The following is a 25861-nucleotide window of genomic DNA, read 5'->3' as shown; positions in this document are numbered from 1 at the left end:
GGACGCTCCACATGATGCGTCGCGGGAAACAGGTCCAACTCAAACAGTTGGAGCAAAACACCAGGTCAGAGCAGTGGAAACGCAAAGCGCCTCACCGAAAACGTGTGCAGTACGGGCGTTACGTGCGCGCCCCTGACGCAGACCGACCCACGTCGCGCGGTTGTGGCAAGTCGGTTCGACTAACACACCTCCATAACATGGGGCACCCCTCCAGGTGAGCCACAGTCAGGTCGAACCGGATGCCCGGCGAGCAAGCCAGACCCGGTCGGGTCGGACCCACCTGCTCGACGCAGCGCCCGCCGGCCGCTTGCGATTCACCACGCTCAGCACGCCGCCACAGCCTTCACCCACTACGTCGCAACCTGCGGGACGAGGCCAACCCCAGCCGCCTTGGCCCGTTCGACGCCGAGGCCGCGCCGAAGGGCGAGGCTGGAACGGCGAGATCGAAGGCATCGATCTCATTCTGTCCCTGTACCGGAAACACTCCGAAGCGCAGCGACTCGCCGATTCCGCGCACGTGCACCTCTGCATAACCCTTACCCATGCAAAGAACAGGCCACGTTCACCTGAATCGTCTGCACGGAGTGAGCAGTTGTGGCTGAACCGGCGTACTGAGGGTGGAGGGCAACCCACGAAGCCTTTCCATACCGGAGGTACTTCACCCGTGACCACCACCAAGCCGGCCCCGACCCGGGTTGACGATCGCGAGGCGGACGATCCGGAGGGTTGGCAGTTCAACTCATCCCTCGTCCTCACCATGTTGCTGCTCCTCGTGGTCATGCTGGAGGGGCCGATCCGCCGGGCGTTGTCCGCGCCGGTGATGCAGAGCTGGACGACCGTGTTCGTCGCGGTGTTCGTCCAGGCCCTGCCCTTCCTCGTCCTCGGCGTGCTGCTGTCGGCGATCATCGCGGTGTTCGTCCCACCCTCGTTTTTCGCCCGCGCATTGCCGAGACAGCCCGCCCTGGCGGTGCCGATCTCCGGGATGGCCGGGGCGGTCCTGCCCGGCTGCGAGTGCGCCTCCGTGCCGGTGGCCGGGGCACTGGTGCGCCGCGGCGTCACCCCCGCGGCGGCGTTCGCTTTCCTGCTGTCCGCCCCGGCGATCAACCCGATCGTGCTGACCGCGACCGCCGTAGCGTTTCCCGGCAACCCCGAGATGGTCCTCGCCCGGTTCGTGGCGAGTCTGCTCGTGGCGTGCGCAATGGGCTGGTTGTGGCAGCGGCTGGGCCGCACCGACTGGCTGCGCCTGCCGGACCACCCGTCGTTCGACAGCCTCACCAAGGGGGCGGCGTTCTGGGGATCCGTACGGCACGACGTGATGCACGCCGGCGGCTTCCTCGTCGTCGGCGCGATGGCCGCGGCCACCCTCAAAGTCGTGGTACCGGCGGGTTGGCTGCATGCCGCGGCCAACAACCCCGTGGTGTCGGTCCTCGCCCTGGCGATCCTTGCGGTGCTGTTGTCGATCTGCTCCGAGGCCGACGCGTTCGTGGCCGCGTCCCTGTCCCAGTTCTCGCTCACCGCCCGGCTGGCCTTCCTCGTCGTCGGACCGATGATCGACCTGAAACTGTTCGCCATGCAGGCCGCCACGTTCGGCCGCGGGTTCGCGCTGCGGTTCGCTCCTGCCACCTTCACTGTGGCCGTCCTGATATCGGCCCTGGTCGGGGCGGTGCTGCTGTGAACCGGCAGGCCCAAGCAGCCGTGCTGTTCCTCGTCGGAGTGGCGGTGCTGCGCGCCGGCTTCACCGACCTCTATCTGCGCTACGTCAAGGCCGGGTTGCGCCCGTTGCTGATCGTGGCCGGCATCGTCCTGATCGCCGCCGCCATTGCCACTGTCTGGTACGAAATACGACGGCCACGAGCGACCCAGGAGCACCAGCCCGAGCATGAGCACCAGGCCGAGCACGGCCACGCCCACCACGAACCACGAATCTCCTGGCTCCTGGTCCTGCCACTGTTCGCTCTGATCCTGGTCGCCCCACCCGCACTGGGCTCCTACAGCGCGATGCGTACCGGCACGGCCCTGCAAAAGCCCTGGGGCTTCTCAGCCCTCCCCGCCGGCGACCCCCTCAAGCTCAGCGTCGCCGACTACGCCGGCCGAGCCGTTTACGACCACGGACGCTCACTCGACGATCGGCAGATCAAGATCACTGGTTTCATCACCCTCGACCGCAACGGCGCGCCCTACCTGACCCGCATGGTCCTCAACTGCTGTGCTGCCGACGCCCAGCCCATCAAGGTCGGCCTGACCGGACAGGTTCCCCCCGTCATGCAACCCGACGCGTGGCTCGAAGTCACCGGCACCTACACCAGCAAGCAGACCAAAGACCCCGTCAACGACGGCGTCATCCCCTTCATCAACATCAGCCAGGCCAGACCGGTCCCGGCCCCACACAACCAGTACGGAGACTGAAGTAGTCAGGGACGCACATCCGCTGCCAGGCGGGCCGAGCCTGCCACGAGTGAAGCGGTGAACCGGTGCCGCGGCGCTGTGAGCACTTGCTGTGCCGGTCCCTGCTCGATGAGCTCACCGGCGTCCAGTACGGCGATCCGGGCGGCAGTCGCTGCGGTGTCGAGGTCGTGGGTGATCAGGACCAGGGCCAGTTCGGGTCGGTCTCGCAGCAGGACGGCGAGCGTGTCCAGGAGGCCACGTCGGGTGACTGTGTCGAGGCCGGAGGTGATCTCGTCGCAGATCAGCACCCGCGGCCGGGCGAGCAGGGCCCGGGCGAGCGCGGTCCGTTGGAGTTCGCCGCCGGACAGTCGGCCGGGTCTGCGGCGTACCAGCTCCTCCGTGAGGCCGAGTCCGGTCAGGGTGTTCAGGGCCTCGGCAAGAGCCTCTCGCGGGTCTGCTCCTCGCAGCCGCACCGCCGTGCGCGCCACCTGGTCCAGGACCGGTCGGTGTTCGTCGAACGCGGCGTTGGCGTCCTGGAAGACGTACTGGACCGCGGCCAGTTGTTCACGGGTCCGGGCGCGCAGGCTGCGCGGGAGCGGGGTGCTGTCGAGGAGGACTTCGCCTTCGTAGTCCCGGTGGAGTCCGGCGAGGCAGCGGGCGAGGGTTGTCTTGCCGCTGCCGGAGCGGCCGACGACGGCCAGGCACTCGCCGGCGCGGAGGGTGAGTTCGGGGATGCGCAACACCTCCCTGCTAGCGGTACCGTCGCGGTGCCGGGCGGTGAGGCCACGTACCTGGAGTGCCGTCTGTCCTTCGCGCGTCGGCGGGGTGTCACCCGTCTTCTCGTCTGCCGCCAGGAGTTCGGCGGTCCAGGGATGCTGCGGTGCAAGCCACAGTTGCTCCGCGGAAGCTGCCTCCACCACTCGGCCGGCACGCATGACCAGAACCTCATCGGCCAGGGCCCGGATGACGTCCAGGTCATGGCTCAGCAGGACCACTGCGATGCCCTGCCGGGCGACCGCAGCCAGCTGGTCGACGATGCGCCGCTTCGTCAGCACGTCCTGCCCCGTGGTCGGTTCGTCCGCGACCACCACCCTGGCGCCGAGCAGCAGTGCCTGTGCCAGGACGGCGCGCTGCTGCTGGCCGCCCGAGAGCTGGTGCGGATAGCGCCGAAGCAGGGACTCGCCCTCCGGGAGCTGTGCGGCGGAGAGGGCGTGCAGGATGCGCGTCCGGGCGGCGGCCCGGCGCTCGCGCCTGGGCAGGCTCCGCACCTGGTCGCGGGCGATGTCCCGCAGCAGTGCGCCGACCCGGCGTACGGGGTTGAGAACGGCGCCGGGGTGCTGGGGTACGTATCCGACGAGGCCGTTGGATACGCGTACGTCGCCGGTCACGCGGGCACCCGCCGGGTACTCGCCCAGCAGCGCGAGGCCCGTGGTCGTCTTGCCGCTGCCGGACGCGCCGACGAGCGCGGTGACCTTCCCCGGCCGGACCTGAAAGCTGACGCCGTCGACGATCGCGCGGCCGTCGATCTCGACGCGTAGGTCCTTGATCTCAGCGACCGCGGTCACGTGCGTTTCCTCTTTTCCAGTACGGCGTCGAAGAGCAGGTTGCCGCCCATGGTCAGGGCGACGATCAGCAGGGCCGGGACGACCACGGCCCAGGGCTGGACGAACAGGCCCGTACGGTTGCGGTCCACCATCACCGCCCAGTCGGAGGCGTCCGGCGCGACTCCCACGCCGAGGAACGCCGCAGTGGCCACCAGGTAGAGCGCGCCTGTGAGCCGTACGCCCGCGTCCGCGGCGAGTGTGCGCGCGATCGACCTGCCGACATAGCCGATGGCCATGCGCCACCAGGTCTCGCCCTGCATGCGCAGTGCTTCTACGGCCGGGCGTGAGGCCGCTTCGGCCGCGGCCGCGCGGACGATCCGCGCGGCGTCCGGGAAGTTGACCAGGGCCACCAGCAGTGCGAGGCCCACCGATCCCGGCGAGAAGACGGCGGCCACCAGCAGGATCAGCAGCAGCGACGGCACGGCGAGCAGCACGTCCACGGGCCGCATCAGCAGCTCTTCGAGCCACGTCCGATGGGTGAGCGCGCTGATGAGTCCGAGCGGCACGGCCACCAGGTAGGCCAGGGCAGTCGCGGTCAGGGCCACGAGGACCACGGACCGTCCGCCGAGCAGCACGTGCCGCCAGACGTCCCGTCCGACGAAGTCGGTGCCGAGCCAGTGTTCGCCGCCGAGGGTGAAGGAGGCGGCCCGTGGGCCAGGGGCTCCGGCGAACAGCGGTCCGAGCAGGGCGAGGGCGAGCGGTACGCCGACGATCAGCGCACCGAGCATGGCGCGGTGCCTCATGCGGCCACCCCCGCCCGGGGCGCGAAGCGGTGGGCGACCAGGTCGGCGCCCAGATTGAGGACGACAGCGGTCAGCCCGAAGATCACCGCGAGGCCCTGCACCACGGGAACGTCCCTTTCCGCGACAGCATTCATCAGCACCGTTCCGAGCCCGGGGATCACGTACAGCGCCTCCACGACGATCACTCCGCACAGCAACCAGTCGACCGTGCGGGCAAGTTGCTGGGCGGCAGGCGCAATGGCGTTGGGCAGTGCATGCGTGTAACGGATGCGGGCGCCGGAGATTCCGTAGCGGCGGGCCTGGGCGACATACGGCGAGGCCAGCGCGTCGATCATGCCTGCCCGTACCAGGCGCGCCAGTGAGCACACCGGCCGCGACAGCAGGACGAGCACGGGGAGGACCAGCGCCGCGGGGTGGGCGAGCAGATCGGTGCCGTATCCGACGGCGGTCGGCGGCAGCCAGCCAAGACGTAGGGCGAACACAGTGACCAGCAGCACGCCGAAGGCGAACTCCGGGACCGCGTACACGCCCAGCGTCACCGAACTGACGAGCCGGTCCACGAGCCGCCCCTCGTGGCGGGCGGACAGCACACCGAGGCCGACCCCGGCCGGTACCAGCAGCACCATCGTGAGCACGGCGAGCAGCACGGTCGGCCCGAATCCGCCCTCGATGTACGTGCTGACGGGCCGCCCCGAGGCCAGGGACGTGCCGAAGTCGCCGTGCAGCAGCCCGGCCGCCCAGTGCGCCAGGCGTTCGTGGGCGGGCTGGTCCAGGTGCATCGCCTCGCGGATGGCCGCGATCCGCTCCGGGTCGGGCTGGTCTCCGGCGAGTGCCACGGCGGCGTCGCCCGGCAGCGCCTCGGTGAGGGCGAAGACGAGCAGCACGACGGCTGCCGTCTGCGCCACGCCGAGCAGCAGCCGCCGGGCGACCCAGGACCGGAATCCGATCACGCCAGCCAGACCTTGTCGAAGCGCGCCCAGTCGAGGGAGTTGGCGGGCGCCTTCTGCTCGACGCCCCGGACGCCCCGGGCGGTGCCGAGGATCCAGTCGGCGAAGCCCCAGATCAAGAAGCCGCCCTCGGTGTGCAGGCGGCGCTGCATGCGCTCGTAGACGGCGGCGCGGTCCTTCTTGTCCTTGGTGGACTGGGCCTGCTGGTACAGGGCGTCGAAGTCCTTGTGGCGCCAGTGAGTTGCGTTGGTGGTCGACCCGGTGAGCAGGCGCTGGGAGATGTGGGACTCGATGGGCATGGCGCCGGAGCGGTAGGACGCCAGGGTCCCGGAGTCGAGAATGTCCTTCCAGTAGCTGTCCTTGCTGCCGGTCTTGATCTCGATTCTCACTCCGGCCTTGGCCGCCTGGTCGCGGAAGATCGCCGCGGCCTCAGTGAAGCCGGAGGCGACCGGGGAGGTGTCGAGAGTGACCTTCAGCTTGTCGGCCGCGGCCTCCTTCAGCAGCTTGCGGGCCCGGTCGAGGTCCTGTTCACGCTGCGGCAGGCTGCCGGCGTAGTACTCGTAGCCCTTGCCAAACAGGTCGTTGCCGATCTCTCCGGCGCCGGACAGGGCGCCGTCGACCAGTTCCTTGCGGTCAGCGATCAGGAAGAACGCCTCGCGGACCCGCCTGTCGTCGAACGGAGGCCGGTCGGTCTTCATGACGAAGCCCTGCATGGCGCTGTTGCGGAGCCGGACGATCTGGATCTGCCCCTTGTTCTCGTGGGCGCGGGCGGTGGCGGGGTTGAGCTCGTGGGCGTACTCGACCTGCCCGCCGAGCAGGGCGTTGGCGCGCGCCGATTCCTCGTTGGCGACGACGAACTCCAGCTCGTCGAGGTGGGGGGCGCCGTCCCAGTAGGCGTCGTTGCGCTTGAAGACGGCCGACTTGCCGGGCGCGAAAGAGACGAAGCGGAACGGGCCGCTGCCGACCGGCTTCTTGTCGAAGTCCTGAGCACCCTCGGGGACGATGTACGCGCCGAACGCCGCGAGCACGTTGGGGAATTCGGCGGTCGGGCGCTTGAGGACGAACTCGATGGTCCGAGCGTCGAGGGCTCTGCTGGCCTTCAGGTCGATGGGCTCCAGCGACGCCTTGGCCCGGAACGCCTTCGCCGGGTTGGCGATGCGGCGGTAGCTGTAGAGGACGTCCTGGGCGGTCACCGGCTTGCCGTCGTGGAAGGCGGCCTTGCGCAGGGTGACCTTCCAGCGGTCCAGTCCCGCGTTCGGCTCCCAGGACGAGGCGAGCCGGGGCTGCGCGGAGAGGTCCGGCCCGTAGTCGGCGAGCTTGTCGAAGAGGGCCTTGGCGCGGGCGGCATCAGCGAAGAGGTTGGCCAAGTGCGGGTCGAGGGTCTCGCTCGCACCACCGCCTGCGAAGGCGGCGCGCAACCGTCCGCCGCGCTTGGGCTTGCCGTCTGCCTTGGCGGGGTCAGCGGCGGTGCCGGAGCCGGCGCAGCCGGCGAGGGCGAGCGCGCCGAGCCCGGCCGCGCCTCCGGCTGCGGCGAGGAAGCCCCGGCGGCGCAGGCCGGGGAAGCGGGAGTCGTTGACGGGGACGTCGTTCATGAGGGTTTCCTTGCTGTGCGAGCGGATGTTGGCGCGGGGGGCGACGGAATGTGGGGTTCAGCGGGCGCGCGTGAGGCGGGCGACAAGATGGAGCCGGTCGGCATCGGCCGTAGCGGCCGGCAGGTCGCCCTCACGCCACGGCGGCTCCGTACGAGGACCGGGCCCGTCGTACAGGGCGAGCACCTCGAAGCCGTGAACGGCGAGGAGGTGGCGAAGTTCCTGGGGGAAGAGCAGCCGCCAAGCGGAGCGCTGCTCGACCGGTGGCGAACCGTCGTCGGAGGTCCACACCCGCGTGCGGCGCAGCAATTGCGCGGCCCGGTCCACGCGCAAGGTGGTGGTGGACCGGTAGGCGGTGCCCTGCCAGGTGAAGCCGTTGACGGACGGGCGGTCGAGGAGATCCGTACGACCAAGGAAGAAGGCCCCGTTGCGCATCTCCGCAACAAGCAACCCGCCGGGTGCCAGTGAAGTGCGGCACGAGCCCAGGAACCCGTCGAGCTCCTCGTTGGTGTGGCAGTACAGCAAGGCACTGTCCAGGCACACCACGGCGTCGAAGGACCGTTCGGCGAGGTCGAATCCGCGCAGGTCTGTCAGGACGTACTCCGGACCGGGGTAGTGCACGCGCGCGTGCTCCAGCATCGCCTCGGACAGGTCCGCGCCGACGACCGTGCGACCGGCCGCGTGCAGATACGCGGCGTCACGGCCGGTGCCGCAGCCGATGTCCAGAACCCGCGGACCGGCCCCGTACCGCCGCAGACAGTCCTCCGCCCAGCGCCCCGCCACCCGTGCCTCGTCGGGGAAACGGGCCTCGTACAGGGCCGGGTTGTCGGTCAGCAGGTTTGCGTTTCTCATTCTCGGTCTCCTCATGCCGGCACCGGTACGGGGGGCGCCACTTGGGCGGGAAGCACTCGCCGGCGGTGGAGCCAGGCGACGCCGGTGGCGGAGGCGAGTCCGAAGGCCAGGCAGCACGCCCAGGGCAGCCACTGGGCCCCCGCGCGCTCACCGGCGTCCATGGACCAGCCGACGACCGTGTTGCCCAGGGCCGCCGCGATGCCCGAGACCACGTAGAACAGCCCGAAGTACGTGCCGGTGAGCTCTGGGCGGCCGAAGCGGGGGATCAGCTCCATCACGAAGGGCTGGGCGATCATGACGCCCAGGTAGAGCAGCAGCGCCCCGGCCAGGACAGGCAGCGCGCCGAGCACCGCGTCGCCGACGCCGCCGTGCGCTGTCCCGGCCCCCGCCACCGCCATCGGCGGTAGGAAGGCCAGCCCCATCAGCGTGAGCCCCGCGCTGATCCATCTCGCCCGGCTGCCCCGGCTCTTCAGCGCCCGCGTGATGCGCAGTTGCAGCGAGAGGTTGGTGAGGGTGCCGACGAGGAAGACGATGCCTGCCGCGCCATCCCAGCCGGTGGCCCGGCGCGCGCCGGCCGGCAGCAGCAGATACAGCTGGTTCTCCAGGGTGAACATGCCGACCATGGCCAGGGCGAACGCCAGGAAGCTGCGGTTGCCGATCACCTCTCGCCAGTCCCCGAGGACGCTGTTCGCGGACGGTGTGACCTCGCGTGCCGGAAGCACCATGGCCTGGGCGACCGTGAGCACCGCGAAGATCCCGGCCGCGGTGAGTGCGGAGGCGCGGAAGTCGACCAGCAGCAGGGCGCTGCCGAGCAGCGGCCCTATCAGGGCGCCGGTGGTCGCGAAGACGTTGAACAGGGCGAACGCCTCGGCCTTGCGCTCCCCCGCCTCCAGGGCGAGATACGCGCGTACGGCAGGGTTGAACAGCGCCCCGGCCAGTCCGCTGAGCACGGAGGCGGCCAGCAGAACCGTCAGTCCGTCGCCCAGTGCGAAGAGCCCGAAGCCGACGGTGCGCAGCGCGCATCCGGCGATGATGACTCCGCGCGCTCCCAGCCGGTCCGATGCCGATCCGCCGATGAGGAACAGGCCCTGCTGGCTCAGGTTGCGCACGCCGAGCACGATGCCGACGACAGCGGCCGACAGCCCAAGGTCCTCGCTCAGGTGCACGGCGAGGTAGGGGATGAGCAGATAGAAGCCGGTGTTGACGCCGAGCTGGTTGACCAGGAGGAGCCGTATCGCGAGGGGGAAGCCGCGTATCTCGTGCCACGTCTTCACTCGCGGTTCTCCTCGGTGCGCGGGTGCACGCCGAGACCCGGGCGCGGGCTTGTCCGGATGTGTCCGTCGGTTCCGCCGATGCCGGTCCACGGGTCGTGGGCGAGCAGTAGATGCCCGTCGAGGTCGATCCACCGGGCGCGGTCGGCGAGATGCACGGCGGGGGCGATGCCGAGCGTGCTGGCGGTCAGACAGCCGAGCATCAGCTCGGTACCGGTGCCGGCGATCAGTTCGGCGATCCGCAGGGCCGCGGTGACGCCGCCGCACTTGGCGAGCTTGACGTTGATGCCCTGCACCCGCCCGGCGAGACGGCGGGCGTCCTCGTAACCGACCGCGTCCTCGTCGGCGATGACTGGCAGCGGCGAGCGTTCGGCGAGGTTTGCCAGCGCCTCGGGGTCGCCGGGTGCGATCGGCTGCTCCACGGCCTCGATTCCCAGCTCCGCGAGGCGGGGCAGGAGTCGTTCCGTCGTGGCAACGGTCCAGGCTCCATTGGGGTCCAGGAGCAGCCGAGCGTGGGGAGCCGCGGCCCGCACGGCCTGTAGACGCTTCAGGTCGTCCTCGGGTTCAGGGGCACCGGCCTTGATCTTGAGGACCGAGAAACCGTCCCGTACCAGGCGGGCGGCCTGGGCTTCGGCCTGCCTCGGCGAGGTGATGCCGATGGTGCGGGCAGTCGCGGCGGACGGCCGGGCGGAGGTACCCAGCAGTTCGTGGACCGGGATGCCTGCGCGCTTGCCCACGAGATCGAGCAGCGCGGACTCGACGGCCGCGATCACGGCGGGCGGGGTGCTCTCCCGGCCTCCGTTGCGCAGGGCGACCAGGGCGCTCTCCGGTTCGGCGAAGCGGGCCAGCCACTGGGATTCCGTGTGCAGCAGTCGTCCGAGGGTGTCGGCGTCGAGGCCGTAGTACACGCTGGTGACGGCCTCTCCGCGGCCGAGCCGGCCTTCGTGTTCGATGAAGAGCCAGACGGCGTCGCGGGCCGCCATCGTCGAGCGGGATATGCGCAGCGGCTCGGTGAGTTGGAGACGCACGGTGCGCTGACTGACCTTCACGGGCTCTCTTCCCAGCGTGGGGTTCGGCTGTGCAGCGGGTCGGTGACGGCGTGGCACCGGGCCCAGCCGGTGGCCTCCACGGCCCGCGGATGCGGGATCTCGACGGGGCGCCTTGCCGCGGTGGCCAGGTCGAGCCCATGGGCGGCGGCGAAGTTGTCGTCGTAGACGCTGCCGAGATAGCGATGCGGTCCGTCGGGGAAGATGGTGGCGACGACGGCTCCCGGGTGGACGCGAGCGGCCCAGGCCGCCACGAGCGCTACGGCTCCGGTGCTCCAGCCGCCGCTGACGAAGTTGCCGACAGCGAGCTTCCGGCAGGCGTCCGCGGCCTCGGCCGGGCCGACCCAATGGACCTCGTCGAAGGCGTCGTAGGCGACGTTGCGTGGATGGATGCTGCTGCCCAGTCCGCGCATCAGGCGGGGCCTGGCGGGCTGGCCGAAGATCGTCGAGCCGGTGGCGTCCACGCCGATCAGCCGGAGCCCGGGCCAGTGCCGCCGCAGCGGTCCGACCACGCCGGCGCTGTGGCCGCCGGTGCCGACGCTGCACACCAGTACGTCGAGGTGGTCCAACTGAGCCGTGAGCTCGGCAGCGAGGGAGGCGTAACCGATGATGTTGTCGGGGTTGTTGTACTGGTCGGGCCAGTAGGCGTCCGGCAGCGTCGACAGCAGATCCCGCAACCGGGCCAGCCGGGCGGCCTGCCATCCGCCCTCGGTCGCTGGGCGGTCGACCAGCTCCAGCCGGGCCCCGTATGTGCGCAGCAGCTGTCGCATCGAGGGCTCCAGCTCTGTGTCGCCGACCAGCACGATCGGATGCCCCAGGGCCTGACCAGCGAAGGCCAGCCCGATGCCGAGCGTTCCGGAGGTGGACTCCACCACCGGGGCGCCGGGCCGCAGTTCGCCGCGCTCCTTGGCCCCGAGCAGCATGGAGACGGCCGCCCGCGCCTTCATGCCGCCGACGCCGAGACCTTCCAGCTTGGCCCAGAAGCCGGGCTGCGGGCAGGGCAGGTCGACGGTGATGCGGGCGAGCGGGGTACGGCCTAGCAGGGCGAGCAGTTCGCGGTTGCCCGCGGGGCTGAGGACGGCCGTGGTCACAGGGCGGCTCCGGAGCACTCGCTGCCGCCGTAGCGGTGGACAATTCCGGGCCCGCCGTCGAGCCAGAAGAAGGGATACGGCTCGGCGGACACCGCACTGACTCCGGCGCCGATGAGGCGCGGCAGCACCGCGCTGCCGGTCTGGGCGAACATCACCAGCGGCTTGCCGTGCCGCAGTGCGTGCTCGCGCAACGGCTCGAAGCTGCCGTTGCCGAGTGTCATGCCCGAGGCGAGGACGGCGTCACAGCGTTCCAGTTCCGCGAGTGCGTCGGTGCGCACCGGCTCGCCCCACTCCGTTGTGCCGCCTTTGAGGTCGCAGGGTATGTACGCAAGCCCACGCGCCCGTAGGGCCTCCAGCAGCGAGTTGACCACGCCGACGACGAGGACAGTGCGCCCTGGGCGGACATCGAGCAGACCGGTGACGGCCTTGGCCCTGGCCCGGGACTTCTCCAGCGAGCTCCCGGCGGGGAGCGGACACGGCCGTGCGCCGCTCGCGGAACCGTGGGGAAGCACGTGCATCAGGTAGGCGTCCAGTGCGGCCACCCGTACAGGCAGCAGATCGTGCGCCAGCAGCCGGGCGATGTCCGCGCCGACACAGTCGTCGACCGCGCTGTCGGGGAGCCCACCGGGCTCGACCGCGCACGAGCCCACGGCCTCGGCCAGGCGCAGGCTCAGCACTTCGTTGCGGTAGCCGCCGCTGCGCCCGGCATGCCGTACAGCCTGGCGCGTGGTGAACGCCACGGCGATCCGCTCAGTCCTCGGGTCGGGTCCGAAGCCACCGCGGAGCACACGGTCGACGAGTTCGTCGTACGAGGCCGCGGTGATGTTCGTGTGGGTGATGGCGGTCATCGGCCGACCACCTTCGGACAGAGCGCCGAGAGCAGCGTCTCGACCCGGTCGCGAGCCCCGAGGCCCTCGGCATCACCGACCATGACGTGGCCCAGGTACTCGTTGTTGCTGCCCGCCGCCGTGACGACCTTGCCGGGCTCGGCGAGCTGGATCTCCAACAGGTCCACTGCCGTGCGCACGTCGTCGGCTCCGTCGACGGCCTCCAGCACTCCCCCGGTGTCCGGCACCAGGAACCCGATGGCGGCGCTGCGCAGACCGGTGGCTCGTCGGCGCAGGTCCGGTTCGCAGCCCAGGGCCACGTCGACACAGGCGGCGGCGAGATCGATCCCCGCCACATGACGGATCAGTTCGGTGATGCGGTTACCGGCGGGGCGGGGGTTGACCTCGACCACACGTGGCCCGTCGGCCGTCAGCTTGATCTCGGTGTGCGCCACGACCCCGTCCAGACCGAGGGCCTTCAGCGCCTGAACAGCCGTCTCCGCAACCGCCTCGCCGTCTGCGGCAGCGAGCGCCGCGGGGAACATGTGGCCGGTCTCGATGAAGGCCGGCGCCCCACCGACGCTCTTGTCGGTCACCCCGACCACCCGCGCCGTTCCGGCGAACGACACGGTCTCGACGCTGACTTCCGGCCCCTGGAGCAGTTCTTCGAGCAGCACCACGGGCTCGCGGCGCTGGCCTCGCGCGTTGACGGGGAAGTCGGCGAGCGCCCTGTAGGCGCGGGCCAGCCCCGACTCGTCGTCGACACGGCGTACGAACATCCCGGCGCACAGGTCCACGGGCTTGAGCACGAGCGGGTACCCGATCTCCCGCGCCGCATCGGCGGCCTCGGCCCAGTCCCCGCAGACCGCGAAGCGGGGCCCCGGCACTCCGGCATCGGCCAGGACACGGCGCGTCGCGTCCTTGCGGCAGGCGTTCTCGACCGCTGCAGAGGAGGGGCCCGGCAGCCCCAGGCGGCCGGCGATCCGTGCGGCCGTCGGGAGGTAGTAGTCGCAGGAGGTGATCACCCCGTCGAAGCCCAGCGCACCGTGGGCGCGCTCGACCAGGGGCAGCAACGTCTCGACTTCGTTGGTGTCGGCGGTCAGCACGTTGTGCGCGGCGAGCAGCGGGTGCGCGGTGCCCTCAGGGGCGGAGCGCAAGTAATGGTGCAGATCACGGGTGAGGAAGGTGAACTCGTGCCCGCCCTCGCGGATCGCTCTTGGCAGCAGCCTGCTCATCGATCCGACCCAGCTCTCGACCATCAGCAGATGGGCCACGGCTTCCCCTTCTCAGAACGCGGGTTGGACTCATGAGGCGTCGGCGGCACCCGTCCGGGGCTGCTCGGCTTGACGCAGCCACACGGTATCGACAATCGTTTTCATTGTCATCTGATCCAGTGTCGATTCTCTGAATGCGAGACCCGTGACTCCCGCCGTGTGGCACCGGGGGGCGCCGTGCGCGCTCGTGACCACCGCCGCCCGATCCCGGCCGCCTACTCGCACGGCGTGTTTGCCGGCCGCGGCAACACGTGCGTGGACAGCGCCGCCGCTGCGTATCTGGTCGACGGGACCGTCCCCGAGACGGATGTCCATTGCGGCGGCCCAGGTCTGCCGACACCCAGAGCCCCAACGAATGAGTTCTCAGCGAAAAGGAGTTACGCCATGACCGACACCCCGCAGGACGCACCGCACCCCTCGTACACCGTGCGCCCCGCCACGGTCGCCGACGTGGAAGGAGCGCGCCGCGTGATGCTCGACACCTTCTACCGGGATTTCGGGTACGGCTACGTACCCGAATGGCACCGGGACGTCGTCGACATCATGGGCACCTACCTGGACAACCCCCGGCATCTGCTGCTGGTGGCGGTGCGCGGCGGCGAGGTGGTGGCCACGACCGGCGTGCGATCGGTCGGTCCGGCACATCCGCCACACCCACGCTGGCTCGCCGAGCGCTACCCGCCGGGCACGACCGCGCAGATCGTCCGTGTCTACGTCAAAGCCGAGCACCGGCGGCACGGTCTGGCGCGGACCCTGGTGCGCAGGGCATGCGAATTCGCCGCCACCACCCCGGGCTACGACAGCATCTACCTGCACACCAATGTCCATGTGGAGGGAGCCGAAGCCTTCTGGCGGAGCATGGCCAAGGAGGTCTTCGACGCCCGGACGACCGGTGAGCACGGTCCCGGTGTCGGCACGGTGCACTTCGAAATTCCGATGCCTCGGTGACGCGAAGCCTGCATTAGAAATGGAATCCATTTTCATGTAGCGTCTGCGTCGCGCCAACCGGAGAGGACCCGAACCATGGCCGTACCCAAGCGGAAGATGTCCCGCAGCAACACCCGCCACCGCCGCGCCCAGTGGAAGGCCACCACGCCGCAGCTCGTGCCGATCACGGTTGACGGCGTCGCCTATCTGGTGCCGCAGCGGCTGGCCAAGGCGTACGAGCGCGGTCTGCTGCGCCCCGAAGGCTGAGGGAATGACGGAACAACTGCCTGTCACCGTCCTGTCCGGTTTCCTCGGGGCGGGCAAGACCACTCTGCTCAACCATGTGTTGAGCAACCGCGAGGGCATGCGCGTCGCGGTCATCGTCAACGACATGAGCGAGATCAACATCGACGCCGCACTGGTGCGCGGCGGCGAGGCCGTCCTGTCGCGGACCGAGGAACGCCTGGTCGAGATGACCAATGGGTGCATCTGCTGCACCCTGCGCGACGACCTGCTCGAGGAGGTGGACCGTCTCGCCCGCGAGGGCCGCTTCGACTACCTGCTCATCGAGTCCAGCGGCATCTCCGAACCGATGCCTGTCGCAGCGACCTTCGCCTTCCCTCGCGACGACGGCGCCACGCTCGGCGATCTGGCCCGCCTCGACACCATGGTCACGGTCGTCGACGCCGCCAATTTCCTGCCGGAACTGGCAGGCGGGGACGGGCTCGCCGAGCGGGGACTCGACCAGTACGAGGACGACGAACGCACCGTCAGCGACCTGCTGATGGACCAGATCGAGTTCGCCGACGTCATCGTGCTCAACAAACTCGACCTCGTCGACACGGAGAGCGCCGACCGGCTGCGGGCCGCCCTGACCCGCCTCAACCCGGTGGCCCGGATCGTGGCGGCCACCCGCGGGCGCGTGGACCTCAGCGATGTGCTTGGGACCGGTCTGTTCGACCTGGAGCGTGCACAGCAGGCCCCGGGCTGGGTGATGGAACTCAACGGCGATCACGTGCCGGAGACCGAGGAGTACGGCATCTCCAGCACGGTCTTCCGCTCCGAGGCGCCGTTCCACGCGGGACGCCTGTGGACATTCGTCACCGAGGGACTCGACAGCGGGGCCTTCGGGCGCGTCTTGCGCTCCAAGGGCTTCTTCTGGCTGGCCAACCGGCCCAACGTGACCGGCCTGTGGTCACAGGCCGGCTCCGTCGCCCGCTTCGAACCCTCCGGCGCCCGGGACGCGGACAGCGCGCAGGGCCAAGAACTGGTTTTCATCGGCACCGACCTGCGCGTCGAGCCACTTCAGGCTGCCTTGGCCGGCTGCCTTATGAAGGAGGGCGAAAGCCTGCCGGACGTCGATCCGTTTCCCGCGTGGGACACCTACGGAATCGACGACGCCTGCGAGCACGAGCACCCCGAACTCGTACCGCAGAGGTGAAGACTCCGGGGCGGGCAGTGGTCGCAGCCACGGCACTGCCCGCCCCGGAACCCCTGCTCGGCGCGGAATCCGGGTCGGACATCGGCAGACTCGCGGCATGCGGCACGCAGTCGCGGGGGCAGCGAACTGCAATGCCGGCCCGACCGTTTGTCCGACGACGGCGAGCGGCGACGAATCCGCCGGAGCAACGGATTCCACGGCTATCGTGATGCCTCCCCAGACACCGGAGCCGATCGTGAGCGAAGCGGACGGGTTGGTGAAAGACGTGCGGGTCGACGCACCCGGGCAGCCCGCCACGGGCAACGGCCCGGGTCGCCCCGCCCCGCCGTCCGTCCTCGTCGCAGGCGCAGCCTCGGTCCTGGCCGTCGTTGGGCTCGCCTGGGCTGGAGGAGCGGCGGACTGGCTGAGTCACCCCGGCTTCCGCGCCTGGCAGACGATCTGCGTGGCCGTCACCGTCCAGGCCCTGCCGTTCCTCATCCTGGGCACGCTCATCTCCGGAGCGGTCAACGCCTTCGTACCGGCGCATGCGTTCAGTAAGGGGCTCCCGCGCAATCCTGCCCTCGCGGTGCCGGTGGCGAGCGTGGCCGGGATCGTGCTGCCGGGCTGCGAGTGCGCGTCGGTACCTGTGGCCGGGAGTCTGATCCGTCGGGGTGTGACGCCGGCTGCCGCTTTCGCGTTCCTGCTGTCCGCGCCGGCCGTCAATCCGATCGTGCTGACCGCAACTGCCGTTGCTTTCCCGGGCAGTCCGGAGATGGTTGCAGCGCGGCTCATTGCCTCGCTCGCCGTCTCCGCGGCGATGGGGTGGCTGTGGTTGAAGCTCGGGCGCTCGGAGTGGCTGCGGATGCCGGACCGGCACACCGGGCACGAGGACGGGCACAGCCGGTGGGAGGAGTTCCGGCTCGGCTTCCAGCACGACTTCCTGCACGCCGGCGGGTTCCTCGTACTCGGCGCCATGGCCGCGGCCACCTTCAATGTCACCGTGCCACGATCGGTGCTGGAGACCTTCTCCGGATCGCCCTGGATGTCGGTGCTGTTCCTCGCCGGGCTCGCGATCGTTCTCGCCGTCTGCTCGGAGGCCGACGCTTTCGTCGCCGCCTCGCTGACCGGCTTCTCGCCCACCGCCCGCCTGACGTTCATGGTGGTCGGCCCCATGGTCGACGTGAAACTGATCGCCCTGCAGGCCGGAACGTTCGGCCGGTCCTTCGCGGTCCGGTTCTCGGCGGCCACCGCGGTGGTCGCCATCGTGTGCAGTGCCCTCGTCGGGTGGTGGCTGCTGTGAGACGCACCTTCCAGACGCTGCTGCTTCTGCTGACCGGAGCCGGGGTCCTGCGCGTGTCCCTGTTCAGCGACATCTGCCTGCGCTACGTCAAGCAAGGGCTGCAGCCCTTCCTCGTTGTGTCCGGGATCATCCTCTGCGCAGCGGGGCTGATCGGTGCTCGGCGCGACGGGCTGCGCCTCGGAGACCGCCAGGGGCCCGGCGGGTCCCCCGACGACGCCGCCATGGAGTCGGGGCATAGGCACGACCACACCCATGGGCCTCGCATCGCCTGGATTCTGCTGCCGCCCGCGCTCGTACTGCTCCTCTTCGCACCACCGGCCCTGGGCTCCTACACCGCGACACGCGACAATCCGAAGATCGTCGAGGACTACGAGCGCTTCGAGCCACTCCCCGCTCACGGCCCCGCCCCACTGTCACTGACCGAGTTCATCGCCCGGGCTCAACAGGACGACAAACAGAGCCTCAAGGGCAGCACCCTACTCATGCAGGGATTCGTCACCCCGGGCAGGAACGGGACCTGGGAGCTCACCCGGCTCCTGGTCGCCTGCTGCGCCGCCGACTCCCAGTCGTTGACCGTCACGATGCACGGTGCGACAGCACCGCCTGCCGACACCTGGGTGAAGGTGACCGGCACCTGGCACCCGGGCGGTGCTCTGGGTACCGCCTCGGCGGCCCTGGCACTCGACGTCGCAACAACCCAGAAAATCCCGGAGCCGCGGATCCCGTACATCGACAGGGCACCTTCCGTCGGCTGAAAGCCGGCTCCGGTGGAAGACACGAACCGGCCGGGCGATAATCCAAGTGATAACCGTTTCGGTTTCGCTTCGCTCGGAGGACGCACATGCGCGTCTCCTCGGCCCGCGGCCCGGCCCTGATCACCGGTGTCGCGCTGGCGTTGATCTGTGGCTGTGGCAGCTCCTCGGGCGCCGGTCCCCCCGGCGGTCCGGCGAGCGGGAGCGCGACCTCCGTCATCCCCGTCGTCGCCTCGACGAACGTGTACGGAGACATCGTCAAGGAGGTCGGCGGCGACAAGGTCAAGGTCGTCTCGATCATCAGCGACCCCGCGCAGGACCCCCACTCGTACGAGGCGGGCACGCGGAACCAGCTGGAGCTCTCCAGAGCGAAGGTCGTCGTCGAGAACGGTGGCGGCTACGACGACTTCGTCTCCAGGATGCTCCGCACCGCGAAGAACTCCTCAGCCGACGTCATCAACGCCGTGGACGTCTCGGGAAAGGCCCCCGCAGCGGGCGGGGAATTCAACGAGCACGTCTGGTACGACCTGCCCACGGTGGGGAAGCTGGCCGACCGAATCGCGGAGGCCCTGGCCGGCGCCGCCCCGGCGGACGCCGACGTCTTCCGGAGCAACGCCAAGACGTTCAAGGACAAGCTGACGCTGCTCCAGGCCGAGGAGGAGCAGATCAAGGCGGACCACGCGGGTACGGCGGTTGCCGTCACGGAGCCGGTGCCGCTGTATCTGATCGAGGCGAGCGGGCTGCACAACCGCACGCCCGCGGACTTCAGCGAAGCCGTCGAGGAGGGTGACGAGGTGTCTCCCAGGGTGCTTCAGCAGACCCTCGACCTGTTCACCGGCAAGCAGGTCCAGGCACTCGTGTACAACGAGCAGACCTCCGGTCCCCAGACTCAGAAGGTCCAACAGGCCGCAGAGGACAACGGAATCCCGGTGGTCCCCGTCACCGAGACCCTGCCCCCGGGCGAGGACTACATCAGCTGGATGACCGCCAACGTCGACGCACTGAAGAGGGCAATGGACAAGTAGCTGGACAACCAATGGACCGCACCGAGGCCGTTACACCGCTCTTCCGACCGGGCCCGAGTGCTCGCGAGAGCGCCCCGACCGCGCCGCTGATCAGCTTGCGGGGCGCCGCGCTTGCCTATGGCGACCGCGTGCTCTGGCGCGGCCTGGACCTCGATGTACGGCCGGGGGAGTTCCTCGCGGTGCTGGGCCCGAACGGTTCCGGCAAGACCAGCCTGTTGCGGGTGATTCTCGGCCGGCAACAGCTCACCGCGGGATCGCTCATGGTCCTGGGCCGGGCTCCCCGACGCGGCGGCACGCACATCGGCTATGTCCCCCAGCAGAAGTCCCTGCCGGCACACACCATGCTGCGGGCCCGTGACCTGGTGCAGCTCGGATTGGATGGGCATCGGTGGGGGCTGTCGCTCACCCACTGTGCCCTCCACCGCCGTGTGGACGGCATTCTGGCGTCGGTCGGGGCGATGCCCTTCGCGGATGTTCCCGTCGGCAGGCTCTCCGGCGGTGAGCAGCAGCGCATCCGTATCGCGCAGGCTCTCGCCACCGACCCGCGGATCATGCTCTGCGACGAGCCCTTGTTGTCTCTGGACCTGCAGTACCAGCGCACGGTCACCGACCTGGTGGACGGACGGCGCCGCGCTGCCGGCACCGCGGTCGTCTTTGTGACCCACGAGATCAACCCCGTCCTTGGGCTGGTGGACCGGGTCCTGTACCTGGCTCACGGGGGGTTCCGGATCGGGACGCCGGACGAGGTGATGACCTCGTCCACGTTGTCGCAGCTGTACGGGACGCAGGTCGACGTCGTCCGTGTCAGGGGTCGCATCGTCGTCATCGGGGCACCCGACGCAGCCACCGTGCACAACCATGCGGGCGGGGCGAACGGGGGCGGTCGTTCGTGATCGGACAGAGGCTGCTCGCCGAGGGGGAAGACGCCGGTGTCTGGCATCAGATCTTCAATTTCGACAACTACGGCGAACTCCTCGGTCTGGTCCACAACTCCCTGGTGGCCGGGGCCCTTCTGGGCCTGGTCGGCGGTCTGGTCGGGGTGTTCGTGATCATGCGCGACCTGCCGTTCGCTGTGCACGGGATCAGTGAGCTGTCGTTCGCCGGCGCCGCGGCGGCGTTGTTGCTGGGGGTGAACCTCGTGGCCGGGTCCATCGTGGGTTCCCTGCTGGCGGCCGCGGCGATCGGCCTACTGGGCGTCCGGGCCCGCGACCGCAATTCGATCATCGGCGTCATCATGCCGTTCGGTCTCGGACTCGGTGTGCTCTTCCTGTCTCTCTACAAGGGGCGGGCGGCGAACAAGTTCGGCATTCTGACCGGCCAGATCATCGCCGTCGACACTCCTCAGATGGCGTGGCTCGTCGGTACGTCCGTGGTGGTGCTCGTCGCGCTTGCGATCGTGTGGAAGCCGCTGACCTTCGCCAGCGTCGATCCGGAAGTGGCCGACGCGCGAGGTGTCCCGGTACGCGCGCTGTCGCTGGCATTCATGCTGGTCCTCGGCCTGGCGGTCGCCCTGTGCGTTCAGATCGTGGGAGCGCTGCTGGTGCTCTCGCTCCTCGTCACGCCGGCGGCGGCCGCCGCGCGGATCACGGCCTCGACCGTCCTGCTTCCCGTGCTGAGCGTCGTCTTCGCGCTCGTCTCGATGGAGGGCGGGATCCTGCTCGCCCTCGGCAGCACGGTCCCCATCAGTCCGTACGTCACGACCATCTCTTTCGTGATCTACCTCGCGTGCCGTCTGGCGACCACGGTCCGGGGCGACGGGACGCCCCGGACCGTGCGCTCCGCTCCGGAACAGCCCGCGGCACGCGTCTGACACGACCCCGCTCGTCGAGCCCGCGCCGGTTCGACCAGGGTCACCGCACGGGCGCACACTTGAAGGGAGGTTCGTCTTCGGCGGAGACGGAAGGAGCATTTCATGCATCCCCTCGCTCTCGCAGGTGCAGCAGCTGGGCGTCTCACGCACTACGCAGTCTCGGGAGTGGTGGGCGGGCTGATCATCCGAGGGGTTTCGAAGCGCCTTCCTGAGGCCAAACCGGTCGCCCGCAAGGCGCTCGTCGGCGGTATCGCGAACGGCATCGTCGCCAGCCGTTGGCTCGCATCAGCGGCCGAGGAAGCGCGGCTCAAGGCCGGTGACATGGTCGCGGAGGCCAGGACCACGCTCGGCGAGGAGGCACCGCCACCCTCCGCGGTCAGCATCGAGGACGACGATCACGGACACGAGCACTGATCATGTCCGGAGTTGTCGTCCGATCCGTAGCCGCAGGCCGCGCTCGTCTCACCGTCCCCTGGGTCCGGGCCCGTCCCGGCAGCGCCGGTCTGGTCGACGAGCGGCTGACCGGCATCAGAGGGTTCCGTGCACTGCGCATCTTCCCCCGTACCGGGAGCATCGTGATCTGGGTGGCGCCGGACCTCCTCGATGTCGACCGGCTGGTCGCCGTACTGGAGGAAGCCCCTCCGGCGTCCGCACCGGCCAAGCCCACCCGCTCCACGCCCGACTCCTCCACCGGCGAGGTGGCCCGGCTTGTCGTGGGGGGTGCGGTCCTTGCGCTCGTGGCACTGCGCCGCCTGCTGCGCAGGCCCCGGATCACGCTCGGTTCCTCGGGTCTCCTCGGCGCGGTCACGGTCTTCACCGGTCTGCCCTTCTTCCGCGGCGCACTGCGCTCGCTCCGCGGCCGCAGTTCTCCCGGGACGGACACCCTGGTCACGGCAGCGACGGTCATCTCGCTGATCCTGCGCGAGAACGTGGTGGCCCTCACCGTCCTTTGGCTGCTGAACATCGGTGAGTTCCTCCAGACGCTGACGCTGCGCCGTACCCGCCGCGCCATCGAGGAGCTGCTCTCCATCGGCGAGGAGCGGGTCTGGCTCGTACGGGACGAGGGCGTCGAGGTCGAGGTGGCGCTCGAGGACGTCGGGCCCGGGGACGTTGTCGCCGTCTACGAACACCACCGCATCCCGGTCGACGGACATGTCGACTCCGGAGAGGCCCTGGTGGACCAGGCCGCGATCACCGGCGAGGCCCTGCCCATCTACGCCCGGGCCGGCACACACGTCTACGCCGGGACCATCGTCACCTCCGGCTCCCTCACCGTCCGGGCCGACTCGGTCGGCCGGGACACCACCGTGGGCCGCATCATCAGCCGGGTCGAGGAGGCCCAGTCCGACCGGGCACCGATCCAGACCGTGGCCGCCCGCTTCACCCGGCGCTTCGTCCCCGTCTCCTTCGCGCTGGCCGCGCTGACCTACGTGTTCACGCGCGACGCGCGCCGCGCGATGACCATGCTGCTGATCGCCTGCCCCTGCGCCGCGGGCCTCGCCACGCCGACCGCCATCAGCGCCGCCATCGGCAACGGGGCACGCCGCGGCACCCTCATCAAGGGCGGCACCCACCTGGAGGGCATCGGCCGGGTCACGGCCGTGGTGTTCGACAAGACCGGCACGCTCACTTTCGGACGGCCCCTGGTCACCAGCGTGGTCACCTTCAGCGAGGCGTTCACCGCCGACGAAGTATTGAGCCTGGCCGCCTCCGGAGAGCTGCACGCCCGGCACCCGCTCGCCCAGGCCATCGTCGCCCGCACCGCGGAACAGCACCTGCACGTGCCCATCCACCAAGCCTGCGAGGTCGTCCTCGGCATGGGCATGCGCGCCGAACTCGACGGCACCCGACTGCTGGTCGGCAGCCCCGCCCTGCTCCGCCAGCACGGCGTCGAGCTGACCGACGAGGCGCAGGGCTGGACCGAACGGCTACGAGGAGGCGGCGAGACCGTCATCTGCATCGCCCACGACGAGGACCTGATCGGCATGCTCGGGGTCTCCGACGCCGTACGTTCCGGTGCCGAAACGGTCATCCAGCAGCTGCGAGACCTCGGCGTCTCCCGCCTGGTGCTGCTCACCGGTGACGCACCCGAGACGGCGCAGGTTGTAGCCGACACGCTCGGCATCAGCGAAGTCCACGCCCATGCCCTCCCCGAGGGCAAGCTCCAGCTGATCCGCGACCTGCAGGGCGAGGGGCACACTGTCGCCATGGTCGGGGACGGCACCAACGACGCCCCCGCCCTCGCCCTCGCGGACGTCGGCATCACGATGGGCGAACACTCCTCGCACGTGGCCCTGGAGACCGCCGACATCGCGCTGGCCGGCAACGATCTGCGCCAGGTCGCCGCCGTCGTCGAACTCAGCCGCCACACCCTGCGCGTCGTACGGCAGAACTACGGCCTCGCGATCGGCGTCAACCTCGTCGGCCTGCTCGCCGGCGCCGGAGGGTCCATGAACCCCGTCCTCGCGGCCCTGCTCCACAACACCAGCAGCATCGCCGTCGTCGGAAACTCGGCCCGGCTGGTCAACCACACCCCGCATCTGCCACGCGCGACCGACGAGGAGCTGAAGGCGGCCCCTCTGGAAGACCGCCGGGTGCACTGACTCAAGCCCGCACGGACAAGCGCCCCGCGGCGGGCCGCACCGAGGCATCCACCGGGTGGCTTCGGACACATTGCCGGCCGTGACTCCGCCGAGTCACGGCCGGCAGTTCATCCGCCGCGAGGGCGGGGACGATCACCAGGACGACTTGGTGACTCCGGGGAGGAATCCGGCGTGGGCCTGCTCGCGCATACGGACGCGTGACAGCCCGAACCGCCGCAGGTGTCCCCGGGGCCGGCCGTCGACGCTGTCCCGGTTGCGTACCCGGGTCGCGCTGGCGTCGCGTGGCTGGCGCCGAAGCTCCGCCAGAGCAGCAGCCCGCTCCGTCTCCGGGGTGCCCGGGCGGCGGATGAGCTCCTTCAACTCGGCCCGACGGGCGGCGTACCGCTCGACGATCGCCTTGCGCCTCTCGTTCTTGGCGATCTTGCTCTGCTTGGCCATCAGACCTTCACTCCCCGGGCGCGGATACGGGCCACGGCCGCCTCGATACCGATGCTGTCGATCGTCTTGATCGCCTTGGTGCTCAGCGTCAGGCGTACATGCCTGCCCTCGCTCGGAAGCCAGTACCGCTTGCGCTGGATGTTGGGGTCGAAGCGGCGCGAGGTGCGCCGGTGGGAGTGGGAGATGGTGTTGCCGAAGCCCGGCTGGGCGCCGGTCAGTTGGCAGTGGGCGGACAAGGTGTTACCTGCCTCTCTTCAGACGGCTTCTTTTTGGCAATGGAAACCATTGTCATATACTAGCGCCCATGGCCCGCAACGAAGTACGCCCGATCATCAAGCTCCGCTCCACCGCGGGGACCGGCTACACCTACGTCACCCGCAAGAACCGGCGGAACGATCCCGACCGGATGGTCCTGCGCAAGTTCGACCCGATCGCCCGCAGGCACGTCGACTTCCGCGAAGAACGCTGACCCCACCGCCCTGCCCCCGACCTGAAGGACCACGCCATGAAGCCCGGAATCCACCCCCCGTACGGCCCCGTTGTCTTCCGCGACAAGGCCGCCGGCTCCGCCTTCCTCACCCGCTCCACCATGACCAGCGACAAGACGATCGAGTGGGAGGACGGCAACACCTACCCCGTCGTCGACGTCGAGATCTCGAACGTGAGCCACCCCTTCTACACAGGCACCGCCCGCGTCCTGGACACCGCCGGCCGCGTCGAGCGATTCGAGCGCCGCTACGGCCGCCGCGAGGCGAACTGATGCAGAACCAGCCCCGACTGCCCGTCGTGATCGTCGGCGGGCTCCACTCCGACGCCCGCAAGCAAGTCGTGGAACGCCTCCTGCGGACCGTCCCCGGTAGCGTCGCCCTCCACCACGATCTGGCCACAGCGACCGAAGGCGCCCTGCGGCGCCTGGTGCGCGACTCGACGGGCGAGCTGTCGTACGGCGATGCCCCGCTCGTCAACGACTGCGCCTGCTGCGCGCTGCGCGAAGACCTGGTCCCCGAGCTGGAGCGCCTGGCCGCCGACGGTCTGACCCGGCTCGCGATCGTCGAACTGTGGGACTCCGTCGAACCCAAGGCGATGGCGGAAGTCATCGTCGCGCACGGCGGCGACGCCCTCGAACTCACCAACGTGATGACCGCCGTCGACCCCGCGCTCGTACTGCCCTACCTCGCCAACGGCGACGACCTGGCCGAAGTCGGCCTCGCCGCTGCCGCCACCGACCAGCGCACGGTCGGCGACACCTGGGCCCGCCAGCTGGAGTACCCGCCCGTGCTCGCACTCGTCGAAAGCGAAGACGCCGACGACGAGGACCGCGCACTGCTCGCCCAACTCCACCCGACCGCCCGCCAGGTGCCCGCCGGATCCGGTGAACTCGCCCAACTGGCCTTCGCCGGCTTCGACGTGGAAACGGCAGCCGCCGCCCAGCACCCGGCCTGCGCCCTGCTGCCCCAAGAAGCAGACGAAGCAGGAGTCGCCACCCTCGTGTGGCACCGCCGCCGCCCTTTCCACCCCGAACGCCTCTACCAGGCACTGGAAGACCTGTGCTGCGCCGCCGCCCGCAGTCGCGGCCGGTTCTGGCTCGCCGACCGCCCCGACACCCTGCTCGCCTGGGACGCCGCCGGCGGCGCGCTGTGCGTGGAGAACGCCGGCCCGTGGCTGGCATCCCTGCCGGACGCCGCCTGGGACATGGTGCCCCCGATGCGCCAAGCCGCTGCCGCTCTGGACTGGCACCCCGAGCACGGCGACTGCTGCCAGCACCTCGTCTTCACCTCCCCCGGCCTCGACCGCGACGGCCTGGCACAGCTTCTCGAATCCTGCCTGCTCACCGACGACGAGTACGCCGCCGGCCCCGAGGCGTGGAAGCACCTGCCGGCCGCGTTCGACTCCCTCCTCGATCCCGTCTCATAGCCCCAGCACCAGACACCCATCCCAAGTCAGCACCGAAACAGGA

General features: G+C 69.9%; 27 protein-coding genes and 1 pseudogene. 16 read left to right on the top strand and 12 right to left on the bottom strand.

Annotated features, from left to right (window positions below):
- The first annotated feature begins 664 nt into the window (after positions 1 to 664).
- On the top strand, positions 665 to 1675 hold the full coding sequence (locus tag OG966_RS35760; protein WP_326654225.1) for a permease: 1011 nt from the start codon (positions 665 to 667) through the stop codon (positions 1673 to 1675).
- Positions 1672 to 2406, top strand: coding sequence for a TIGR03943 family putative permease subunit (locus OG966_RS35755; RefSeq protein ID WP_326654224.1), 735 nt, complete (start codon positions 1672 to 1674; stop codon positions 2404 to 2406). Before OG966_RS35760 ends, OG966_RS35755 begins: the two co-directional genes overlap by 4 nt.
- Before the next feature lie 5 nt (positions 2407 to 2411).
- Here OG966_RS35755 and OG966_RS35750 read toward each other — a convergent pair whose 3' ends face one another.
- Genes OG966_RS35750 through OG966_RS35705 form a run of 10 tightly spaced genes read right to left on the bottom strand, consistent with a single transcriptional unit; the run spans position 2412 to position 13629 of the window.
- On the bottom strand, positions 2412 to 3950 hold the full coding sequence (locus OG966_RS35750; RefSeq protein WP_326654223.1) for an ABC transporter ATP-binding protein: 1539 nt from the start codon (positions 3948 to 3950) through the stop codon (positions 2412 to 2414).
- Positions 3947 to 4732: an ABC transporter permease gene (locus tag OG966_RS35745; protein ID WP_326654222.1), complete on the bottom strand. Its 786-nt coding sequence runs from the start codon at positions 4730 to 4732 to the stop codon at positions 3947 to 3949. The genes OG966_RS35750 and OG966_RS35745 overlap by 4 nt, the downstream gene beginning before the upstream one ends.
- A complete protein-coding gene (locus OG966_RS35740; RefSeq protein ID WP_326654221.1) occupies positions 4729 to 5682 on the bottom strand; it encodes an ABC transporter permease in 954 nt (317 codons plus the stop codon). The genes OG966_RS35745 and OG966_RS35740 overlap by 4 nt, the downstream gene beginning before the upstream one ends.
- A complete protein-coding gene (locus tag OG966_RS35735; RefSeq protein WP_326654220.1) occupies positions 5679 to 7271 on the bottom strand; it encodes an ABC transporter substrate-binding protein in 1593 nt (530 codons plus the stop codon). Before OG966_RS35735 ends, OG966_RS35740 begins: the two co-directional genes overlap by 4 nt.
- 57 nt (positions 7272 to 7328) lie before the next feature.
- Entirely contained in the window at positions 7329 to 8120 is a 792-nt protein-coding gene (locus tag OG966_RS35730) for a class I SAM-dependent DNA methyltransferase (RefSeq protein WP_326654219.1), read from the bottom strand.
- An 11-nt stretch (positions 8121 to 8131) separates the two neighbouring features.
- Positions 8132 to 9394, bottom strand: a complete 1263-nt coding sequence (locus tag OG966_RS35725; protein WP_326654218.1) for an MFS transporter — start codon at positions 9392 to 9394, stop codon at positions 8132 to 8134.
- Entirely contained in the window at positions 9391 to 10440 is a 1050-nt protein-coding gene (locus tag OG966_RS35720) for a dipeptide epimerase (protein WP_326654217.1), read from the bottom strand. The genes OG966_RS35725 and OG966_RS35720 overlap by 4 nt, the downstream gene beginning before the upstream one ends.
- The gene (locus OG966_RS35715; protein ID WP_326654215.1) at positions 10437 to 11528 is read right to left on the bottom strand and encodes a PLP-dependent cysteine synthase family protein; all 1092 of its coding nucleotides are present in this window, start codon (positions 11526 to 11528) and stop codon (positions 10437 to 10439) included. Before OG966_RS35715 ends, OG966_RS35720 begins: the two co-directional genes overlap by 4 nt.
- The gene (locus tag OG966_RS35710) at positions 11525 to 12376 is read right to left on the bottom strand and encodes a Rossmann-like domain-containing protein (RefSeq protein ID WP_326654214.1); all 852 of its coding nucleotides are present in this window, start codon (positions 12374 to 12376) and stop codon (positions 11525 to 11527) included. Before OG966_RS35710 ends, OG966_RS35715 begins: the two co-directional genes overlap by 4 nt.
- A complete protein-coding gene (locus OG966_RS35705; protein ID WP_326654212.1) occupies positions 12373 to 13629 on the bottom strand; it encodes an ATP-grasp domain-containing protein in 1257 nt (418 codons plus the stop codon). Before OG966_RS35705 ends, OG966_RS35710 begins: the two co-directional genes overlap by 4 nt.
- Before the next feature lie 159 nt (positions 13630 to 13788).
- Here OG966_RS35705 and OG966_RS35700 point away from each other — a divergent pair.
- From OG966_RS35700 to OG966_RS35650, 11 genes and pseudogenes are all read left to right on the top strand, one after another.
- Positions 13789 to 13935, top strand: a pseudogene (locus tag OG966_RS35700) (alpha/beta hydrolase); the annotation flags it as partial.
- Positions 13936 to 14013: 78 nt separating this feature from the next.
- Positions 14014 to 14577: a GNAT family N-acetyltransferase gene (locus OG966_RS35695; RefSeq protein WP_326655507.1), complete on the top strand. Its 564-nt coding sequence runs from the start codon at positions 14014 to 14016 to the stop codon at positions 14575 to 14577.
- Positions 14578 to 14652: 75 nt separating this feature from the next.
- Positions 14653 to 14823 (top strand): 50S ribosomal protein L32, encoded by a 171-nt coding sequence (gene rpmF, locus OG966_RS35690; RefSeq protein WP_326654211.1) that lies wholly within the window; start codon positions 14653 to 14655, stop codon positions 14821 to 14823.
- A gap of 4 nt (positions 14824 to 14827) precedes the next feature.
- The gene (locus OG966_RS35685; protein WP_326654210.1) at positions 14828 to 15997 is read left to right on the top strand and encodes a GTP-binding protein; all 1170 of its coding nucleotides are present in this window, start codon (positions 14828 to 14830) and stop codon (positions 15995 to 15997) included.
- Between the two features lie 208 nt (positions 15998 to 16205).
- The gene (locus OG966_RS35680) at positions 16206 to 17276 is read left to right on the top strand and encodes a permease (protein ID WP_442806783.1); all 1071 of its coding nucleotides are present in this window, start codon (positions 16206 to 16208) and stop codon (positions 17274 to 17276) included.
- Positions 17273 to 18031 (top strand): TIGR03943 family putative permease subunit, encoded by a 759-nt coding sequence (locus OG966_RS35675; protein ID WP_326654208.1) that lies wholly within the window; start codon positions 17273 to 17275, stop codon positions 18029 to 18031. The genes OG966_RS35680 and OG966_RS35675 overlap by 4 nt, the downstream gene beginning before the upstream one ends.
- Before the next feature lie 86 nt (positions 18032 to 18117).
- On the top strand, positions 18118 to 19053 hold the full coding sequence (locus tag OG966_RS35670) for a metal ABC transporter solute-binding protein, Zn/Mn family (RefSeq protein ID WP_326654207.1): 936 nt from the start codon (positions 18118 to 18120) through the stop codon (positions 19051 to 19053).
- Positions 19054 to 19064: 11 nt separating this feature from the next.
- Positions 19065 to 19946, top strand: coding sequence for a metal ABC transporter ATP-binding protein (locus OG966_RS35665; RefSeq protein WP_326654206.1), 882 nt, complete (start codon positions 19065 to 19067; stop codon positions 19944 to 19946).
- Positions 19943 to 20863: a metal ABC transporter permease gene (locus OG966_RS35660; RefSeq protein ID WP_326654205.1), complete on the top strand. Its 921-nt coding sequence runs from the start codon at positions 19943 to 19945 to the stop codon at positions 20861 to 20863. The genes OG966_RS35665 and OG966_RS35660 overlap by 4 nt, the downstream gene beginning before the upstream one ends.
- 102 nt (positions 20864 to 20965) lie before the next feature.
- Positions 20966 to 21277, top strand: a complete 312-nt coding sequence (locus OG966_RS35655) for a DUF1490 family protein (RefSeq protein WP_326654204.1) — start codon at positions 20966 to 20968, stop codon at positions 21275 to 21277.
- A 2-nt stretch (positions 21278 to 21279) separates the two neighbouring features.
- Positions 21280 to 23466 (top strand): heavy metal translocating P-type ATPase, encoded by a 2187-nt coding sequence (locus OG966_RS35650; RefSeq protein WP_326654203.1) that lies wholly within the window; start codon positions 21280 to 21282, stop codon positions 23464 to 23466.
- Positions 23467 to 23598: 132 nt separating this feature from the next.
- Here OG966_RS35650 and rpsN read toward each other — a convergent pair whose 3' ends face one another.
- Complete coding sequence (gene rpsN, locus OG966_RS35645) at positions 23599 to 23904, bottom strand: 30S ribosomal protein S14 (protein WP_326654202.1); 306 nt, start codon at positions 23902 to 23904, stop codon at positions 23599 to 23601.
- Positions 23904 to 24140, bottom strand: coding sequence for a 50S ribosomal protein L28 (gene rpmB, locus OG966_RS35640; RefSeq protein ID WP_326654201.1), 237 nt, complete (start codon positions 24138 to 24140; stop codon positions 23904 to 23906). The genes rpsN and rpmB overlap by 1 nt, the downstream gene beginning before the upstream one ends.
- Before the next feature lie 68 nt (positions 24141 to 24208).
- On the opposite strand from rpmB, the gene rpmG reads away from it, so the two are divergent.
- Genes rpmG through OG966_RS35625 form a run of 3 tightly spaced genes read left to right on the top strand, consistent with a single transcriptional unit; the run spans position 24209 to position 25818 of the window.
- Positions 24209 to 24373, top strand: coding sequence for a 50S ribosomal protein L33 (gene rpmG, locus OG966_RS35635; RefSeq protein WP_266992509.1), 165 nt, complete (start codon positions 24209 to 24211; stop codon positions 24371 to 24373).
- 36 nt (positions 24374 to 24409) lie between these two features.
- Entirely contained in the window at positions 24410 to 24664 is a 255-nt protein-coding gene (locus OG966_RS35630; protein ID WP_326654199.1) for a type B 50S ribosomal protein L31, read from the top strand.
- Entirely contained in the window at positions 24664 to 25818 is a 1155-nt protein-coding gene (locus tag OG966_RS35625; protein ID WP_326654198.1) for a CobW family GTP-binding protein, read from the top strand. The genes OG966_RS35630 and OG966_RS35625 overlap by 1 nt, the downstream gene beginning before the upstream one ends.
- Positions 25819 to 25861: the final 43 nt, after the last annotated feature.

This window comes from Streptomyces sp. NBC_01750, assembly GCF_035918095.1.
Classification (GTDB): Bacteria; Actinomycetota; Actinomycetes; order Streptomycetales; family Streptomycetaceae; genus Streptomyces.
The sequence above is the reverse complement of the archived record's forward strand: the minus strand, read 5'-3'. Positions and strand labels throughout refer to the sequence as shown.

What these genes read in the sequence shown, in the direction of transcription:
- OG966_RS35665 (WP_326654206.1), top strand. Translation starts at nt 19,065, where the DNA reads ATGGACCGCACCGAGGCCGTTACACCGCTCTTCCGACCGGGCCCGAGT.
- OG966_RS35655 (WP_326654204.1), top strand. Translation starts at nt 20,966, where the DNA reads ATGCATCCCCTCGCTCTCGCAGGTGCAGCAGCTGGGCGTCTCACGCAC.
- OG966_RS35695 (WP_326655507.1), top strand. Translation starts at nt 14,014, where the DNA reads ATGACCGACACCCCGCAGGACGCACCGCACCCCTCGTACACCGTGCGC.
- OG966_RS35735 (WP_326654220.1), bottom strand. Translation starts at nt 7,271, where the DNA reads ATGAACGACGTCCCCGTCAACGACTCCCGCTTCCCCGGCCTGCGCCGC.
- OG966_RS35650 (WP_326654203.1), top strand. Translation starts at nt 21,280, where the DNA reads ATGTCCGGAGTTGTCGTCCGATCCGTAGCCGCAGGCCGCGCTCGTCTC.
- OG966_RS35630 (WP_326654199.1), top strand. Translation starts at nt 24,410, where the DNA reads ATGAAGCCCGGAATCCACCCCCCGTACGGCCCCGTTGTCTTCCGCGAC.
- OG966_RS35680 (WP_442806783.1), top strand. Translation starts at nt 16,206, where the DNA reads ATGCCTCCCCAGACACCGGAGCCGATCGTGAGCGAAGCGGACGGGTTG.
- OG966_RS35730 (WP_326654219.1), bottom strand. Translation starts at nt 8,120, where the DNA reads ATGAGAAACGCAAACCTGCTGACCGACAACCCGGCCCTGTACGAGGCC.
- OG966_RS35670 (WP_326654207.1), top strand. Translation starts at nt 18,118, where the DNA reads ATGCGCGTCTCCTCGGCCCGCGGCCCGGCCCTGATCACCGGTGTCGCG.
- rpmF (WP_326654211.1), top strand. Translation starts at nt 14,653, where the DNA reads ATGGCCGTACCCAAGCGGAAGATGTCCCGCAGCAACACCCGCCACCGC.
- OG966_RS35685 (WP_326654210.1), top strand. Translation starts at nt 14,828, where the DNA reads ATGACGGAACAACTGCCTGTCACCGTCCTGTCCGGTTTCCTCGGGGCG.
- rpmG (WP_266992509.1), top strand. Translation starts at nt 24,209, where the DNA reads ATGGCCCGCAACGAAGTACGCCCGATCATCAAGCTCCGCTCCACCGCG.
- rpsN (WP_326654202.1), bottom strand. Translation starts at nt 23,904, where the DNA reads ATGGCCAAGCAGAGCAAGATCGCCAAGAACGAGAGGCGCAAGGCGATC.
- OG966_RS35745 (WP_326654222.1), bottom strand. Translation starts at nt 4,732, where the DNA reads ATGAGGCACCGCGCCATGCTCGGTGCGCTGATCGTCGGCGTACCGCTC.
- OG966_RS35710 (WP_326654214.1), bottom strand. Translation starts at nt 12,376, where the DNA reads ATGACCGCCATCACCCACACGAACATCACCGCGGCCTCGTACGACGAA.
- OG966_RS35625 (WP_326654198.1), top strand. Translation starts at nt 24,664, where the DNA reads ATGCAGAACCAGCCCCGACTGCCCGTCGTGATCGTCGGCGGGCTCCAC.